This window comes from Chryseobacterium sp. C2(2020) (assembly GCF_014218915.1).
GTDB lineage: Bacteria > Bacteroidota > Bacteroidia > Flavobacteriales > Weeksellaceae > Chryseobacterium > Chryseobacterium mucoviscidosis.
In genome coordinates this window covers 142,122-158,869 of sequence record NZ_JACLCT010000003.1, presented here as the reverse complement: position 1 = coordinate 158,869, position 16,748 = coordinate 142,122, and the positions used below count along the sequence as shown (strand labels likewise).

Annotated in this window: 15 protein-coding genes; 8 read left to right on the top strand and 7 right to left on the bottom strand. The window is 37.1% G+C overall.

The window, feature by feature from the left end; all coding sequences use genetic code 11:
- Positions 1-10: 10 nt before the first annotated feature.
- Positions 11-1,489 (bottom strand): trehalase family glycosidase, encoded by a 1,479-nt coding sequence (locus H6W52_RS03095; RefSeq protein WP_116097432.1) that lies wholly within the window; start codon positions 1,487-1,489, stop codon positions 11-13.
- A 1-nt stretch (position 1,490) separates the two neighbouring features.
- Positions 1,491-2,720 carry an MFS transporter gene (locus H6W52_RS03090; RefSeq protein ID WP_116097430.1) on the bottom strand — a complete coding sequence of 410 codons (1,230 nt, stop codon included), beginning with the start codon at positions 2,718-2,720 and terminating at the stop codon, positions 1,491-1,493.
- 123 nt (positions 2,721-2,843) lie between these two features.
- Between H6W52_RS03090 and H6W52_RS03085 the strand changes: the two genes are divergently transcribed.
- On the top strand, positions 2,844-3,749 hold the full coding sequence (locus H6W52_RS03085) for an AraC family transcriptional regulator (RefSeq protein ID WP_108409470.1): 906 nt from the start codon (positions 2,844-2,846) through the stop codon (positions 3,747-3,749).
- A 176-nt stretch (positions 3,750-3,925) separates the two neighbouring features.
- On the opposite strand, the gene H6W52_RS03080 is transcribed toward H6W52_RS03085, so the two are convergent.
- Entirely contained in the window at positions 3,926-4,480 is a 555-nt protein-coding gene (locus H6W52_RS03080; RefSeq protein WP_076390886.1) for a thioredoxin family protein, read from the bottom strand.
- 300 nt (positions 4,481-4,780) lie between these two features.
- Between H6W52_RS03080 and H6W52_RS03075 the strand changes: the two genes are divergently transcribed.
- The 4 genes from H6W52_RS03075 (at position 4,781) to H6W52_RS03060 (ending at position 11,998) form a co-directional block, all read left to right on the top strand.
- On the top strand, positions 4,781-5,377 hold the full coding sequence (locus H6W52_RS03075) for a TetR/AcrR family transcriptional regulator (protein ID WP_076390885.1): 597 nt from the start codon (positions 4,781-4,783) through the stop codon (positions 5,375-5,377).
- A 358-nt stretch (positions 5,378-5,735) separates the two neighbouring features.
- The gene (locus H6W52_RS03070) at positions 5,736-6,896 is read left to right on the top strand and encodes an efflux RND transporter periplasmic adaptor subunit (protein WP_116097428.1); all 1,161 of its coding nucleotides are present in this window, start codon (positions 5,736-5,738) and stop codon (positions 6,894-6,896) included.
- 213 nt (positions 6,897-7,109) lie between these two features.
- Entirely contained in the window at positions 7,110-10,292 is a 3,183-nt protein-coding gene (locus H6W52_RS03065; protein ID WP_116097426.1) for an efflux RND transporter permease subunit, read from the top strand.
- 293 nt (positions 10,293-10,585) lie between these two features.
- Complete coding sequence (locus H6W52_RS03060) at positions 10,586-11,998, top strand: efflux transporter outer membrane subunit (protein WP_116097424.1); 1,413 nt, start codon at positions 10,586-10,588, stop codon at positions 11,996-11,998.
- A 336-nt stretch (positions 11,999-12,334) separates the two neighbouring features.
- Here H6W52_RS03060 and miaA read toward each other — a convergent pair whose 3' ends face one another.
- Together miaA and H6W52_RS21310 are read right to left on the bottom strand one after the other, a co-directional pair.
- Positions 12,335-13,255: a tRNA (adenosine(37)-N6)-dimethylallyltransferase MiaA gene (gene miaA, locus H6W52_RS03055; RefSeq protein ID WP_185144396.1), complete on the bottom strand. Its 921-nt coding sequence runs from the start codon at positions 13,253-13,255 to the stop codon at positions 12,335-12,337.
- 77 nt (positions 13,256-13,332) lie between these two features.
- Positions 13,333-13,467 carry a hypothetical protein gene (locus tag H6W52_RS21310; protein WP_262889720.1) on the bottom strand — a complete coding sequence of 45 codons (135 nt, stop codon included), beginning with the start codon at positions 13,465-13,467 and terminating at the stop codon, positions 13,333-13,335.
- A gap of 50 nt (positions 13,468-13,517) precedes the next feature.
- Between H6W52_RS21310 and H6W52_RS03050 the strand changes: the two genes are divergently transcribed.
- The 3 genes from H6W52_RS03050 to nadA all read left to right on the top strand — a co-directional run bounded on the left by H6W52_RS03050 (position 13,518) and on the right by nadA (position 16,133).
- A complete protein-coding gene (locus tag H6W52_RS03050) occupies positions 13,518-14,375 on the top strand; it encodes a YicC family protein (RefSeq protein WP_076390880.1) in 858 nt (285 codons plus the stop codon).
- A gap of 77 nt (positions 14,376-14,452) precedes the next feature.
- Entirely contained in the window at positions 14,453-15,016 is a 564-nt protein-coding gene (gmk, locus tag H6W52_RS03045; RefSeq protein WP_116097227.1) for a guanylate kinase, read from the top strand.
- Positions 15,017-15,113: 97 nt separating this feature from the next.
- Positions 15,114-16,133: a quinolinate synthase NadA gene (nadA, locus tag H6W52_RS03040; RefSeq protein WP_076390878.1), complete on the top strand. Its 1,020-nt coding sequence runs from the start codon at positions 15,114-15,116 to the stop codon at positions 16,131-16,133.
- Positions 16,134-16,167: 34 nt separating this feature from the next.
- Here nadA and H6W52_RS03035 read toward each other — a convergent pair whose 3' ends face one another.
- Positions 16,168-16,356: a hypothetical protein gene (locus H6W52_RS03035; protein ID WP_087712301.1), complete on the bottom strand. Its 189-nt coding sequence runs from the start codon at positions 16,354-16,356 to the stop codon at positions 16,168-16,170.
- A 19-nt stretch (positions 16,357-16,375) separates the two neighbouring features.
- Positions 16,376-16,573 carry a bacteriocin-like protein gene (locus H6W52_RS03030; RefSeq protein WP_116097225.1) on the bottom strand — a complete coding sequence of 66 codons (198 nt, stop codon included), beginning with the start codon at positions 16,571-16,573 and terminating at the stop codon, positions 16,376-16,378.
- Positions 16,574-16,748 lie beyond the last annotated feature (175 nt).

Genomic DNA, 16,748 nt, shown 5'->3' with positions numbered 1-16,748 from the left:
TTTGTTAGTTTTAATTCTTTTTTAATTTGAGATACACTCCGTTTGTCCATCCGAAACCATCCTGATTAGGATATTCTCCGCCTCCTGCAACGGTTTCGATGTCTAAAGCATTGTATTTTTCCATCAGTTTTCCGGTGTTTTTGTACACTCTTTCCACATTGCTGCACCAGTTGTTTTTAATTTTTTCAGCCAGATCATCAAATCCGTAGTTTTTCATCGACTGATAACCCAACCATTGATACGGCGCCCAGGCGTTTGGAAAATCCCATTGCTGACCTGTGTTTTGAGTCGTCGTTACCAAACCTCCCTGATACAGAAATTTTTCTTCAATATTTTTTGCAACTGCCTTTGCCTGATCTTCACTCGCAATTTTCAGGAATAAAGGATAAAGAGCAGCAATATGTTCAGACGGTGTGTTTGTGTTTTTTTGAATATGATAATCCTTGTACGTTCCGGAAGTTTCGTCCCAGAAATACTGATCTATTATTTGTCTTCGCTTTGCTGCTCTTTCAGAATAATCAATTTCTTTTTCATTTAATTTTTGAAGCGATGAGGATTTTGCGAGTGTTTTTTCCAAATGCCATAAAAGGCAGTTCAGATCAACTTCGGCAAGATTCAACGTTTCAATAGTCTGTATATGTTCTCCGTCTGCAAACCATCTGCTGGAAAAATCCCAACCCGATTCGCAGGCGCTTCTGATGTTTCGGTAAAATTCTTCTCCCGCATTTTCACTGTCTTCAATATCAATTAAATAACTTTCAGGACGCGGTATGTTTTCAGCATCATAATATCTGTTCAAAACATCTCCGTGAATTGTTTTCACTACTCTGTTTACCGCTGAACCATTTTCCAGTTTTTCAGCTCCGTTCATCCAGAAAGCATATTCTTTTTCTAAAGTATTGTGATATTTGATGTAAATATTTTCGTCTTTCGTTGTTTCGAAAAGCAGATCCAGCATCAACGAGAAATAGGGCGGCTGAGAACGGCTTAAGAAATGAGTGCGGCTTGCATTCGGTACAAATCCTACATTCTGAATGAGATACGAACAGTTTTCAATAATATTTTCCATCATTTCCACCCTTCCTGAAACCTGAAGCCCCAACATGATGTAATAACTGTCCCAGTAGAAAAATTCATTGAAGCGACCTCCCGGAACCACATACGGTTTTGGAAGTTTCAGCAACGTTCCTTTTTCCTCATAGGCTGTTCTTGTCAGTTCATCCCATAATTTTTCAATATGTTCTTCAATCGGGAGATGATTTTCTCTCTGAATCGAAATTTTAGCTCCTAAAAAATCGAAATTTGACAGGACAAATTCTTTCAGATTAAAATTTTCCGACTGTTTTTCCGCTTCATATTTTGCATTAATTTCTTCGACCGGAAACAAGGGAACCGCATCCGTCATCATCTTCTGATCTTCAAAAACCTCTGATCTCTGCACATCATCAAAAAGAGCCTGAATTTCATATATATATAACTGCTTCTTCATTTTATTTTTTAGGATTTATTTTTAATTTGTTCATAATAACTGCTGAAACAATCAACAGTGAAAGCGGTATTAATGAAAGGTAAAATGCCTGCTGTCCGCTGAATTCCTGAAACACAAAACCTGTAATAATCGATCCGATAGTTCCTCCGATTGCCGAGAAAACCACAATTAAACCCGACATTGCGCTGTGTAAATATTTCGGAATCGAGGCTAAAATCACCGAGTTGATGCTTGGATAAATCGGAGCCAGTAAACCGCCCATCAAAGGAAATAAGTAAACAACCAAAGGGGCATTTAACCAAGTCGTTCCCGCATCAATGCTAATATTGTGAGTTAAAGGCAGAACCAATAAAATACTTATGGCAAAACCTACCACGCAAAACGAAACCACATAAATCCAACTGAATTTTTTAGAGAAAAAACCCGAAAGAAATCTTCCCAGTGCGAAAGCTCCCGCCAAAACGGCTCCCGCCTGAATACTCATGGAAGTCGGAACTTTTAAAATTTCCTTGTAAAAAGTCGGCGTCCAGGTCTGGAAACTCTGCTCTACCAAAACAAAAAGAAAAGCACACAGTAAAAAGTACAGGACTTTTTTATAGCTGAATAAACTCACGCTGTTTTTCAGATCTCCGAGCAAATCTGTTTTTTCGCTTCTCGCTTCATGTTCATCTAATTTTGTGAAGAATAAAAACAAAAATGAAAGTGTGGAAATCCCTCCCAAAACCCAATACACATTCAGCCAATGGGTCGATCTCGGATTATGGTCGTCTATGAATAAGCTGAATAAAACATTTCCCATTAATACGCCGATCATAAAAAAACCTTCCAGATAACCCATAAAACTTGAATGCTCTTTATCTGAATCCGTTACCAAACCAATGGAAGTGAAAACGGAAATCTTAATTAACGCAAAAGAAACTCCGACGATGGTAAACAGCAATTTGAAAAACAAGAATTCGTTGGCAAAAGGCATTACGAAACACATGCAGCTCACCAAAAACAAGGCAATAAGCATCGATCTTTTAATTCCTATTTTAGGTAAGAACGAAGCCAGAATGAATGAGCAGATCGCAATCGGCAGATCTTTAAAACCCTCCAGAACACTTGCTGAAGATTTGGAGATCCCGAAATTCTGCTGCATCTGTAAAATTACTGTTCCCACAGAATTCAGAAGAATCGCGAAAACAAAATAATTTAAAAATAAAACTGCCTTAATATTGAAATTTTTCATTCATATAATTTCTTGTGGGCTAAGATATATTCATTTGCCTTAACATTAATTTAACATCATAAATGAATATTTGAACTATATTAATATAATTATTATTTTAGGCTTCAAAATATGATTAACTAAATGAAAGTCACTTTTGAACGTGTTGTCCCCGATGAAAAGAGCTCTTTTCGCACCATTCACAACAATTCTCCCATCTCGGAATTTAAATGGGAATACCATTATCATCCCGAAATTGAGCTCGTCTGTATAGTTTCCGGGAGCGGAACAAGGCACGTTGGTTATCACAAAAGCAATTATACGAACGGAGATCTTGTGTTAATAGGTTCCAATATCCCCCACTCCGGTTTTGGACTGAATTCTATCGATCCGCATGAAGAAATTGTTTTACAGTTTAAGGAAGAAATTCTGCAGTTTCCGCAACAGGAAGTTGAAGCAAGATCCATTAAAAATCTTCTGGAACTGTCAAAATACGGAATTCATTTTCATGATGAGGTTCATATCAATATGCTTCCGAAACTAAAGCTGATGCTGAAATCTGAAGGCTACAAAAGATATCTTTTATTGCTGGAAATTCTTTTTGAGCTTTCAAAATGTGATGATTACGAACTTCTGAATAAGGAAATTATGCCTTACACGATTATTTCCAAAAACAAAACAAGACTGGAAAATATTTTCACTTACGTGGAACATCATTATGATAAAGAAATTGACATTGAGGACGTCGCCAAACTTGCCAATCTTACTTTACCTGCATTTTGTAATTTTTTCAAAAAAGCAACCCAGATTACCTTCACCGAATTTGTGAACCGCTACCGCATCAATAAAGCCTGTTTACTGATGGCACAGGACAAAAGTATTTCAGAATGCAGTTATAGCTGTGGCTTTAATAACGTAACGTATTTCAACAGAATGTTTAAAAAATATACCGGAAAAACGCCTTCCGAATTCATGAAAAATTTTCCACAGAACAGAGTGAATGTAGATTTAAAGGTAGAGGAAGAAGTAAAAATAAAAGCCGGTTTTTAGCAAAATAAATTGTGGATAACTCTGTGGATAAAATTGTGGATAACTTTTTTACCTAAATTTAAATAATTCATTTTCAAATTATTACAAAACAAAAAAAGCTGTTCAAAAAGAACAGCTTTATGTATTTGAATTGCAAAGCCATCAACTGACAGCCCGCTATTATTATCAGCCAAAAATTACTTCCACTTGATATTGCATCCCATGCTTGGTTTCTGAATTTCTTCCTGCGGTTCTCCCAACAAAAGATTTTCGAAAGCAATAATCAGATCTTCTCCTGTTACTTCTTTGTGATTTCCCGGTCTGGAATCATCCATCTGTCCTCTGTAAATTAAATCCAGCTTTTCATCGAAGAAAAAGAAATCCGGTGTGCAGGCTGCATCATATGCTTTTGCGATTGCCTGACTTTCGTCGTATAAATAAGGGAAATCAAACTTTCTTTCAATTTGGAATTCAATCATTTTTTCAGGAGAATCTGCGGGATATTTTTCCACATCATTCGAGTTGATGGCGATAAATTCAATTCCTCTTTCGTTGTAATCTTCATACAGTTCGGTTAATTTATCAATTACATGAAGAACAAACGGACAGTGGTTGCACATAAAGATTACCAAAGTTCCTTTTTCGCCTTTCAAATCATCCAAAGACTGAATTTCGTTACTTTTTGACGGGTTCGGAAGCTCAAAAAAAGGAGCTTTTGTACCCAGTTCGATCATATTTGAGGGAGTATTCATAACTTTTTTATTTGGTTACAAAGATATAGAATTTCTTGATTATTATAGTATGGAGGATGGATGCGAGAAGATGGAAGTCTCAGAAATTACCATCGATTGAATGAGACTATAAACTATATTAATTTTTACGATAATCAAAATATCAACACATTAAAAATACTTCCAGCTCCCATCCTTCAAGCATCCAGCCAAATTAAAAACATCTTCAAAATCTTACTTTAAAAGTTAAAGCGTAAAATTTGTTTGGAAGATATCCTCAAAAGTTTGTAGTTTTGCTAACACTGTTAGTAATTAAAAATCATGGGTCTTCACGAACGTCGGCAAAGAGAAAAAGAAAATATACGCGCCAGTATTCTGGATGCGGCATTTTCTTTGGCTAAAACCGAAGGATGGGCATCCCTTTCCATGAGAAAAATTGCCGATGCCATAGAATACAGCGCACCGGTGGTTTATGATTATTTTGAAAACAAAGAAGCGATTTTGTATGAAATTTCGCTGAATGGTTTCAACTGTTTACACATAGAGCTGCTGAAAGCCCAGAGAGAATATGAAGCTCCGGACGAACAACTTAAAGCTATTGTGGATGCTTACTGGAAGTTTGCATTTAAAAACAAAGAGTATTATCAGCTAATGTTCGGATTGGGAATGCAGTGCAGCGGAAAAGGAATGATGAAGGAAGAATTTTCTTCTTTTCAGAATATGCTTTACGAGTGTACGTACGAGATTATTAAGAAAAACGGATCAAATCCTGATAACGCCTGTCATATGTCACACGCCTTATTTTCAGCAGTTCATGGTTTGATATCAATTATGATGATGCGTAATGACGATATTCCTTCTACCATGAACAAAACGACTTTAGATGAAACAGTTTCTGCTTTCATTAAGTCTTTATAAATTTTTTTGAACTAAAAATTAACATCGTTAGGAATATTAACACCCATTAATGTAAATTATTCATTTAAACCGAATTAAAAATTAAAAAAACAATCATGCAGAATGTAAACAATTAATTATTGATCTTTTTTTACTTTAACAATTAACACCGTTAGCAAAAGTAACACACTTCACAAATCATATAAGTCATATTTAACCAACATTAAAAAGTTCTTCTCATGGAAACAACGATCTAAAATTACATTAAGAATTTTGAATTTTTTTTAAACTAAAAATTAACACCGTTAGAAAAAATAACATAATTCAAATTAAAAACATCACTACTTAATCTAACACTTCATTAAAAATTAAACTCAAAATGAAAATATTTGGAAAAATAAGACTCATTGTACTAATCTCAAGTATTATTCTTTTACAAAACTGCACAAAGGCTGCAGAAGGAGCCAACGCTGCACCACCCGCTCCTGAACTTCCTGTTTACACCGTTATTTCATCACCGGCAACAACCTATCAGGAATTTCCGGCTGCTTTGGAAGGAAAAAATAACGTGGAAATCCGGTCTCAGGTCGACGGATATTTAGATAAAATCTATGTGGAAGAAGGCGCATACGTAAGAGCCGGACAGCCATTATTTAAAATAGATTCAAGAGCTTACGGAGAGCAGATGAATATGGCAAATGCCAATTTACAGGTTGCCAATGCCAATATCCAGAAAACTAAAGTAGAAGTTGACAGGCTGGAACCTCTTGTTGCTGCAAAAGTCGTTTCTGAAGTACAATTGAGAACGGCAAAAGCAAATTACGCCGCCGCAGTTGCCGCCGCTTCACAGGCGAAAGCATCAGTTGGAGGAGCAAAAATCAATATCGGATTTACAACGATTACAGCTCCGGTAAGCGGATACATTGGAAGAATTCCTCACAAAAAAGGAAGTCTGATCTCCAGAACAGACCCGAATCCGCTGACTTTATTATCAGACATTAGCGAGATTTACGCCTACTTTTCTTTGAGCGAACTTGATTTCATTGCTTTTCAGAATAAATATGAGGGCGCAAGTCTGGAAGAAAAACTGAAAAATATGCCGATGGTGGATTTGGTGATTGCAGACAACAGCATTTATCCGCAAAAAGGAAAAATGAGCATCGTAGACGGACAGTTTGACAAATCTACAGGAGCAATCAGCGTTCGTGCGGTTTTCCCAAATACCAACGGAACGTTGAGAACAGGAAATACAGGCAGAGTTCGTATGCCTCAATTGATATCGAATGCAGTGGTTATTCCTCAGGAATCTACGTTTGAAATTCAGGATAAAACTTATGTTTACGTGGTTGGCAAAGACCAGAAAGTAACCGGTAAGCCTGTAAAAATTTCAGGAAAAACTGAAAACTATTATTTCATTTCCGAAGGAATACAACCGGGAGAAAAAATCGTATTCACCGGAATCGGAATGTTAAAAGATGGTGCTTCGATTAAGCCGAAAGCGATTTCATCCGACAGCTTACTGAAAGCAAAACCATTATAACCGTTTAAACTTCTTTAACCACAAAAGTCATAAAAGTTTTTAAACATTTTAGTCAAATGAAGTTTAGATCACTGACTATAATACACATAAATTTCAGAAAATCTTTGATTTTCATTTTTTGTAAACTTTTAATAATCTTAAAAAATTACCATTGTCTTTTGTTCCTTTTGCGGTAAGAATATCGTTTAAACTACATTAAAAAATAAACTTCTTATGTTAAAACAATTTATAGAAAGACCGGTACTCTCTACCGTGATCTCCATAATACTTTTATTATTGGGGGCGCTCTCCCTCTTTAATTTACCCATTGCTCTCTTTCCGGATATTGCTCCGCCGAGCGTTCAGGTAACGGCATTTTATCCGGGAGCAAATTCGGAGGTTGTTGCACGTTCTGTAGCTACGCCTATCGAAGAAGCAGTGAACGGGGTTGAAAACATGACGTACATGACTTCCAACTCCAGTAACGACGGTACGATGACGCTGAATGTTTTCTTCAAGCAGGGTTCTGATGCAGATAACGCAGCAGTAAACGTACAGAACCGAGTATCGAAAGCAATGAGCCAGCTTCCGCAGGAAGTTGTTCAGGCCGGAGTTTCTACGCAGAAAGTACAAAACAGTATGATCATGTTCATGGGGCTATCCAGTAACGATCCTAAACAATATGACGAACTATTTTTACAGAATTATCTGAAAATTAATATCATTCCACAAATTCAGCGTATTCCCGGAGTGGCGCAGGCGCAGGTTTTCGGAACGAGAGATTATTCCATGAGACTCTGGCTGAAACCGGACAGATTAGCAGCAAACGGACTTTCGCCACAGGAAGTTCTGAACGCGGTAAAAGATCACAATTTAGAAGCCGCTCCGGGTCGTTTGGGACAGGGAAGCAAGGAAACTTATGAATATATTTTAAAGTATAAAGGAAAATTAAACAAGAACGAAGACTACGAAAACATTGCTATTAAAGCCAATACAGACGGTTCATTTTTAAGATTAAAAGATGTGGCAAGAGTAGAATTCGGATCTTATACCTATACAGCAGCTAACAGAGTGGACGGGAAACCGGTAGCCGGATTTGCGATTATGCAGACTGCCGGTTCCAACGCCAACGAGATCTTAACAGAAATTGAAAAACAGGTAGACCAGTTCAAAACAACGCTTCCAAAAGGAGTAGAACCGATTATCATGTACAATTCTAAAGATTTCTTAGACGCGTCTATTCATCAGGTTGTTGAAACTTTAGTGATTGCATTTATCCTCGTATTCATTGTAGTGTATATTTTCCTTCAGGATTTCAGATCTACTTTAATTCCGGCGATTGCGGTTCCTGTTGCGATTATCGGTACATTTTTCTTCTTACAGTTATTTGGTTTCAGTATCAATATGCTGACTTTGTTTGCTTTAGTACTTGCGATTGGTATTGTAGTGGATGATGCGATTGTTGTTGTGGAAGCGATTCACTCCAAAATGGAACATACCGGAATGCCTGTGGAACAAGCCACAACAAGTTCGATGAGTGAAATTTCCGGAGCCATTATTTCCATTACTCTGGTGATGTGTGCCGTGTTTATCCCGGTTGGTTTTATGCAGGGACCTGCAGGAGTTTTCTACAGACAGTTTGCCTTTACACTGGCAATTGCCATTATGATTTCTGCGGTGAATGCCTTAACATTAAGTCCGGCTCTTTGTGCTTTATTATTAAATGATCCTCAGGGAGAACACGGTGAACATGGTAAGAAAACAGGTTTCGGAGCGAGATTTTTCAATGCTTTCAATACAAGCTTTAATAATTTAACGAAGAAATATATTTACAGTCTTAAATTTTTAATTAAAAACAAATGGGTTGCGGTCGGAGGACTGATTTTGCTGACTGCCGCAAGTGTTTTCTTAATTAAAAAAGCACCGTCAGGATTTATTCCTACCGAAGATCAGGGTTTCATTTTGTATGCAGTGAATACTCCTCCGGGAAGTTCATTGGATAGAACACATAACGCAACAGAACAGATCGATAAAATCATCAACGGAGAAAAAGCGAAAAAAAATCTCTGGGTTGCAGACGGTCTGAATTTCATCAGTAATGCCAATGCTTCTCCGTATTCCGCAGGTTTCATTAAATTAAAAGACCATGATCAGCGAGGTGAAATCAGCGATCCGGATCAGATTGCAGCAGGATTAACAGGGAAAGTTTCGCAGGTGAAAGATGCCAATGCATTCTTCTTCAACTTCCCTACCGTTCAGGGATTTGGTAACGTTTCCGGTTTTGAATTTATGCTTCAGGACAGAACGAACGGCTCTTTGGAACAATTAGGAACCAATACTCAGGCTTTCATCGGAGAATTAATGAAACGTCCGGAAATTGCCTTCGCCTTTACAACGTATGCAGCAGGAAATCCACAATTCACGATTGAAGTTGATAATGATAAAGCCAATCAGTTAGGCGTTTCAATTACAGAATTGATGCATACGATGCAGATCTATTACGGAAGCAGCTTTGTTTCAGATTTCAACCGATTCGGAAAATACTACAGAGTAATGGCTCAGGCAGATATTCCTTACCGTACCGATGCGAATTCTCTGGAAGGAATTTATGTTAAAAATAAATCCGGCGAAATGGTTCCTGTAAAAACATTGGTGACTTTAAAAAGAAGTTTCGGACCTGAAACGGTGACCAGAAACAACCTGTTCAATGCGGTAACAATCAATGGAACACCGAAGCCGGGTTACAGCACCGGAGATGCGATTAAAGCAGTGGAAGAAGTAGCCCAGAAATCACTTCCGAGAGGTTATGGGTACGAATGGACAGGAATCACCCGTGAAGAGATTAAAACAAGCGGACAGACTACTTTTATCTTTATGTTAAGTATTTTGTTTGTCTATTTCTTACTGGCAGCTCAATACGAAAGTTACATTCTTCCGTTTGCCGTTATTTTAATGATTCCTACAGGTATTTTCGGAGTATTTGCTTTCACAGGACTGGCCGGAATTGATAACAACATTTACGTTCAGGTCGGATTGATCATGCTGGTCGGATTACTGGCGAAAAATGCAATCCTTATTGTGGAATTCGCCGTACAGCGAAGAAATGCAGGAAGATCATTGCTGGAATCTGCACTTCAGGCTTCAAGATTACGTTTAAGACCGATCTTAATGACCTCGTTTGCATTCATCATCGGGATGCTGCCGTTAGTTTGGACTCAGGGAGCTTCCGCAAAAGGAAATCATTCCATTGGGATGAGTACTGTGGGCGGAATGTTAACCGGAGTTGTATTCGGAGTGTTCATTATTCCTGTGATGTTTGTGATCTTCCAGTATTTACATGAAAAAATGCCGAGCAGAAAAAAGAAAAGACTTCAAAGACAGAAACTGGAGGCAGAACTTTTAGCTGCCGCTCATTAATATATGATTGACAAAACTTTGAGAATTTAATATTATTTGAACCATTAAGATTTTTGATTAAGAAGTTAAGATTATTAAGATAGGCTTCGCTGTTAGCAGAATACTTATTAAAAATCTATTTGATTTTTCTTAATTAATCTTAACTACTTAAATGCTTCTTAATGGTTCAAATAAAAAAATAGAGAAGAAACTATTCAAACTAAAATCATAAAAAGCAAAGCATTTTCTCCTACTAAAGACTGCTTGGAAATAATTTCTCAAAGTTTTGTAATCCATTAAAAATTTAAACCTTTATGAAAAGAATAAAAAATATCATCATCACTTTTGGACTGGCTTTGGTTTCAGTCTCCTGTGTGTCGAAACTGGCATATAAGGAGCCTGAACTGGAGCTTCCCGAAACCTTCAAATATACCGCAACAGCAGATACAGCAAGTGTTGCGAATCTGGAATGGAAACAGTTTTTCAGCGATCCGATGCTGCAAAACTTAATCGAAAAAGGAATTAAAAACAATTACGATTTACAGATTGCTTTGAAGCAGGTTGCTTCATCACAGGAAAAACTGAAACAGGCAAAGTATCTTCAATATCCTGACGTTGGTTTCGGAGTTTCCGCACAGATCTCAAAACCTTCCAAAAACAGCATGAACGGACAAAGTTTGAACCTATTCTTAGGAAAAAGCTATGTTGAAGATTACAATGCAGCATTCAATTTGTCTTGGGAAGCTGATATTTGGGGAAAGATTAAAAATCGGCAGGAAGTTTCAAAAATGCAGTATCTGCAGACTTATGAAGCAACAAAAGCTATTCAGACGCAGGTTGTTGCAGCCATTGCTCAAGGGTATTACAATCTGCTGATGCTGGATAAACAATTGCAGATTGCCCAATCTAATCTGGAACTCAGCAACCGTACGCTTTCTCTTATAGAAAAATTATGGCAAAGCGGTGACACCACTTCTTTAGGCGTTCAACAGGCAACGGCTCAGAAACAATCGACTGAACTTTTGATTACGCAACTGGAGCAAAATATTGCCATTCAGGAAAATGCTCTGAGTATTCTGGTGGGTGAAAATCCAAATAAAATCGACAGAACGATTGAAATGTCTGATACTTCTTTACCACAGGACATTTCCGCAGGACTTCCCGCAGCAATGGTAAGCCGTCGTCCGGATGTCCGTCAACAGGAACTGGTTTTACTGGAATCCAATTCTATGGTAGGAATTGCGCAGGCAAATATGTATCCTTCCTTGAAAATTACGGCAAATGGCGGTGTCAATTCATTTAAAATTGATAACTGGTTTCATATTCCGGCTTCATTGTTCGGTTCTGTTTTGGGAGGTCTGACTCAGCCGATTTTCCAGAAAAGACAATTGAAAACAGATTTAAATGTAGCTAAAATCCAGAGAGAGAAAAACGTATTGGCGTTCCGTCAGTCGGTTTTAAATGCAGTGGGAGAAGTTTCTGATGCTTTGGTTTCCAATGAAAGTTTAAAAGTTCAGGAAGAAAAAGCAACGGAACAGGTGGCAACTTTAAAAAACGGAATCAAAAGTGCCGAAATGCTGTACAAAGGCGGGATGGCAAACTATTTAGAAGTGATAACAGCTCAGGGAAATTCTTTACAGGCCGAACTTAATCTTGCGTCTGTAAAAAGACAGAGATTGAGCAGTATTGTAGATTTGTACCGGGCTTTAGGTGGCGGTTGGAAGTAGTAAATTAAAATTATATTGTTATGGGATGCAGTCTTTCGGGGCTGCATTTTTTTTTAAATTAAATTTTTTAACCGCTCGCATTGTCATTCTGGACATAGACTAAAAATCTACGAACGTAGTTCAGAAATGGAGTGAAGAATCTATAATATCTTCGTAGAGATTCTTCCTTCGTCAGAATGACAATCTGCGAAAATTTTGAACCATTAAGAATATTTAAGGAGTTAAGTTTAATTAAGAAAAAAATCAAATAGATTTTTCAATCAGCACTATATTAAAAGCGAAGCCAATCTTAATATTCTAAACTCCTTAACAAAAATCTTAATGGTTCAAAAAGATTTATTTTTGAAATTCATCATTAATATAACCAATCAAACCATCAAAATTCTCCTGCGAATATCCCAGTTGCAGATAATGAATATCATCCGCTTTCCGATACCAAGTCAATTGTCGTTTTGCGTATCTCCGGCTGTTTTTTTTAATTTCGGAAACGGCAAAATCAAGATCCCATTCTCCATCAAAATATTTGAATAATTCGGAATAGCCAACCGTATTCAAAGCGGTGAGATGTTTAAACTTCTCCAGACTTTTTACTTCTTCCAATAAACCTTTTTCCATCATCATATCCACTCTCCTGTTAATCCGGTCGTACAACTCTTCTCTCGGCGCTTCAATTCCGATCCGGACGGTTTTAAAATCTCTGGAATCCTGCGAAACAGCTATTTGTTCAGAATATTTTTTATTCGTCTGCCAGATCACATCAATGGCGCGTAACAGTCTTCTGTGATTGTGAAAGTCGACTATTGCAAAATATTCGGGATCGAGATCTTTCAGAATTTCCTGAAGTTTTTCGATTCCTTCATTTTCGAAAATTTCCTGTAATTTTTTCTGATTGTCTTCATTCGCTTCAGGCAGATCATTCAACCCTTCAATCACCGCTTTTTCATACATCATGCTTCCGCCCACCAAAATAACGGTTTCATATTTTTCAAAAAGTTCATTGAGCTTTTTTAAAGCATCTTCCTCATATTGCCCGATCGAATAATATGCTTCCACCGAAAGATTTCCGATAAAATGATGAGGTGCTTCGGCAAGTTCTTCAGCAGACGGTAAAGCTGTTCCGATTTTCATTTCCCTGAAAAACTGTCTCGAATCACACGAAACAATCTCTGTGCTGAAATGTTTTGCGAGATCAATTGCCAGTCTTGTTTTACCAATTCCGGTGGGTCCTACAACAGAAATTAATTTTTTCTTTTTCACCGCGCTAATTTACGAAAATGAGTTTATTTAATTGGCTGGAAGATGGGAAGAACGAAGATGGATGTTAAAATAGGTATTCAATAATATCCACAACAATCTTCCCGCCCCCTTCTTCCCTCTTCCCTCTTCCCTCTTCCCTCTTCCCTCTTCCCTCTTCCCTCTTCCTTCTTCCTTCTTCCTTCTTCCTTCTCCCCGCCTCCCTCTTTCAACATTAGCCAAACTATACACTTAATTGTTTATCTTTGTAAGACAATAAAAAACTATGATTTTATCAATGACCGGCTTTGGTAGAGCCGAAGACGTTTTTGAAGGTAAAAAAATTACCATCGATATTAAATCACTGAACAGTAAAAGTTTTGATTTAAATATCAAAATTCCTTTAAGATATAAAGAGAAGGAATTTGAGGTAAGAAAAATTCTGAACGACAGAATAATCCGTGGAAAAGTAGACTGCTACATCAATATAGAAAATCTTGAGGAGTCCAACGATGTGAAAATCAATAAAAGTTTAATTGATTCTTACATGAAGGAGCTGAAAAACATCGCTTCAGACGGACCCGATTTCGAATATCTGAAAATGGCAGTGAGGCTTCCGGATGCGATAACTTCAAGACCGGACGAATTATCCGAAGGCGAATGGGAAGCTTTGGCAAAAATTGTGAATGCGGCGGTTGACCGTTTTGAAGAATTCAGAAGAACGGAAGGTAAAATTTTGCATGAAGAGCTTGAAAGAAATATTCAGAATATTGATAAATACTTGGGTGAAGTTATTCCGTTCGAAGAAGAAAGAATTTCGGCAGTGAAGGAGCGCTATCAGAAAACTTTAAAAGAGTTTGAGAATGTAGATGAAACGCGTTTCTATCAGGAAATGGCTTATTTTACAGAAAAACTGGATATTTCAGAAGAAAAAGTAAGACTTTCCCAGCATCTGAAATATTACAAAGAAGTAATGGACAATGAAGATTTCAACGGTAAGAAACTTGGATTTATTTCTCAGGAAATTGGTCGAGAAATCAACACATTAGGTTCCAAAGCCAATCATTCGGAAATTCAGAAACTGGTGGTGATGATGAAGGATGATTTAGAGAAGATTAAAGAACAAACGTTGAACGTACTATAAATTAGTTGATGGTTTTTAGTTGATGGTTGTTGGATTTTTTTACTGCTATCAACTATAATCTATCAACCAACAACTATATGAATAAAGTTATCATATTTTCAGCGCCTTCTGGAAGCGGAAAAACAACATTGGTAAAGCATTCTCTGGAGGTTTTCAATGAACTGCAGTTTTCGATTTCATGTACAACAAGACAGCCGAGAGGCAGTGAAGTTCATGCAGTGGATTATCATTTTTTAACCCCCGATGAATTCAGACAGAAGATTGCTGAAAATGCTTTTGTAGAATTTGAAGAGGTTTATACCGACAAATACTACGGAACATTAAAATCCGAAGTGGAAAAAATCTGGAATGAGGGAAAAGTGGTTATTTTTGATGTTGATGTAAAAGGCGGAATTTCCTTAAAGAAATATTTCGGAGAACAGGCTTTGTCGATTTTCATTGAACCGCCTTCCATCCAAGAATTGGAACGAAGATTGATCTCAAGGAACACAGATGATGCAGAAACCATCAAAACACGTGTGGCAAAAGCAGAAGAAGAAATGTCTTACGCGAAGGAATTTGATAAAATCGTCATCAACAGCGATCTGAACGAAGCAAAAAAAGAAATAGAAAGTTTAATAAAAAATTTTATTGGAAGTTAAAGAATGGAAACAGAAGCTTGAGGTTTATTAAACAACTTCAAAATTCTAATTTTAATTCCTATTTTTTAATTTCTGATTCTAAAACATTGAGGTTGATATGAGTACCGAAACATTAGAAAAAGCTAAATCTGCGATCCCAGTAAGAGGATTTCTGGATATAAAAGATATAGCAATTCCTCAAGGAGAAGAGCTTGTACAGGCAATTCTTAAATTGAAAGAAGAAAAAAACGCCGTTATTCTGGCGCATTATTACCAACCCGGAGACATTCAGGATATTGCTGATTTTCTGGGAGATTCTCTGCAACTGGCAAGACAGGCAAAAGATACGGATGCAGATATGATTGTTTTTTGCGGAGTTCACTTTATGGCGGAAGCGGCTAAAATCCTCAACCCGACTAAAAAGGTGGTTCTTCCTGATACAATGGCTGGCTGTTCATTGGCAGACGGATGCTCCGGAGAAGGTCTGAGAAAAATGCGCGAACAGCATCCAAATGCTTTGGTGGCAACCTACATCAACTGTAACGCAGAAACGAAAGCTGAAAGTGATATTATTGTTACCAGTTCAAACGCTGAAACAGTAATTGAAGCTTTACCGAAAGACCGACCGATAATTTTCGCACCGGATAAAAACTTAGGAAGATATTTATCTCAGAAAACAGGACGCGATATGATCCTTTGGGACGGAAGCTGCATTGTACATGAAGCTTTTTCTATGGAAAGAATTGCAAAGCAACTGGCTGAGAATCCTGATGCAAAATTAATTGCACACCCTGAAAGCGAAGAAGCCGTTTTAAAGCTGGCTCATTTTATAGGTTCCACTTCTGCCCTGTTGAATTATGTTGAAAAAGACGACTGTCAGAAATTCATCATCGCTACAGAAGAAGGAATTCTTCACGAAATGAAAAAACGTGCTCCTCATAAAGAATTAATTCCTGCTCTGGTTTTTGATGAAAGCTGTAACTGCTCAGAATGTTTCTACATGAAGCGTAATACCATGGAAAAATTATATTTATGTATGAAATATGAGCTTCCGGAAATCATCATCGATGAAGATTTAAGATTAAGAGCTTTAAAGCCTATCGAAGCGATGCTTGATCTTTCTAAAAGTATAAAATAAATAAAAGCACTGTTTTGGCAGTGCTTTTTTGTTTTTAGTTCCAGTTTTCAAAACAGTCTGCGCTTACATCTACGCACATCTGGCAGTTCTGTGATAATGAGAAGTAACTTGCACATGAAGCTGAATATTCCGGACCGTCCCCGTAATTATTCTGAACAGGACATCCTCCACAGTTTGTTGCTCCTTTAATTTCTTTTAATTTTGATCTTGATAGTTTTTTCATAATAATTATAATTGAGTTTTTAACCTTCTAATATTAAGCAGCTATTGGGATTAGACGGATCATAATTGTTAAGATAAAGACATACTCTGTGACCTTTCAGGTCTGTACATACCGCACATCCTTTTGGACCACAATCCGAATCTACCACACAATTGTCTGTAATACCTCCGCTGATTGAACGCAGATTCTGCCTGTTCAGTTTTTTTAGATTTTTCATAATAATTAATTTGTTTTGGTGAATGCCTAAAATTAATAAAAAAACACAACAAATCACCTTTTATTGATAAATTAATTCTTATTTAGCAAAAAGCATTTATAAAAAATCATTAAAAAACTAAAAGCCAGAAACTTAATAACAAAATTTGTATTTTAAAGGATATTGACTGAATAAA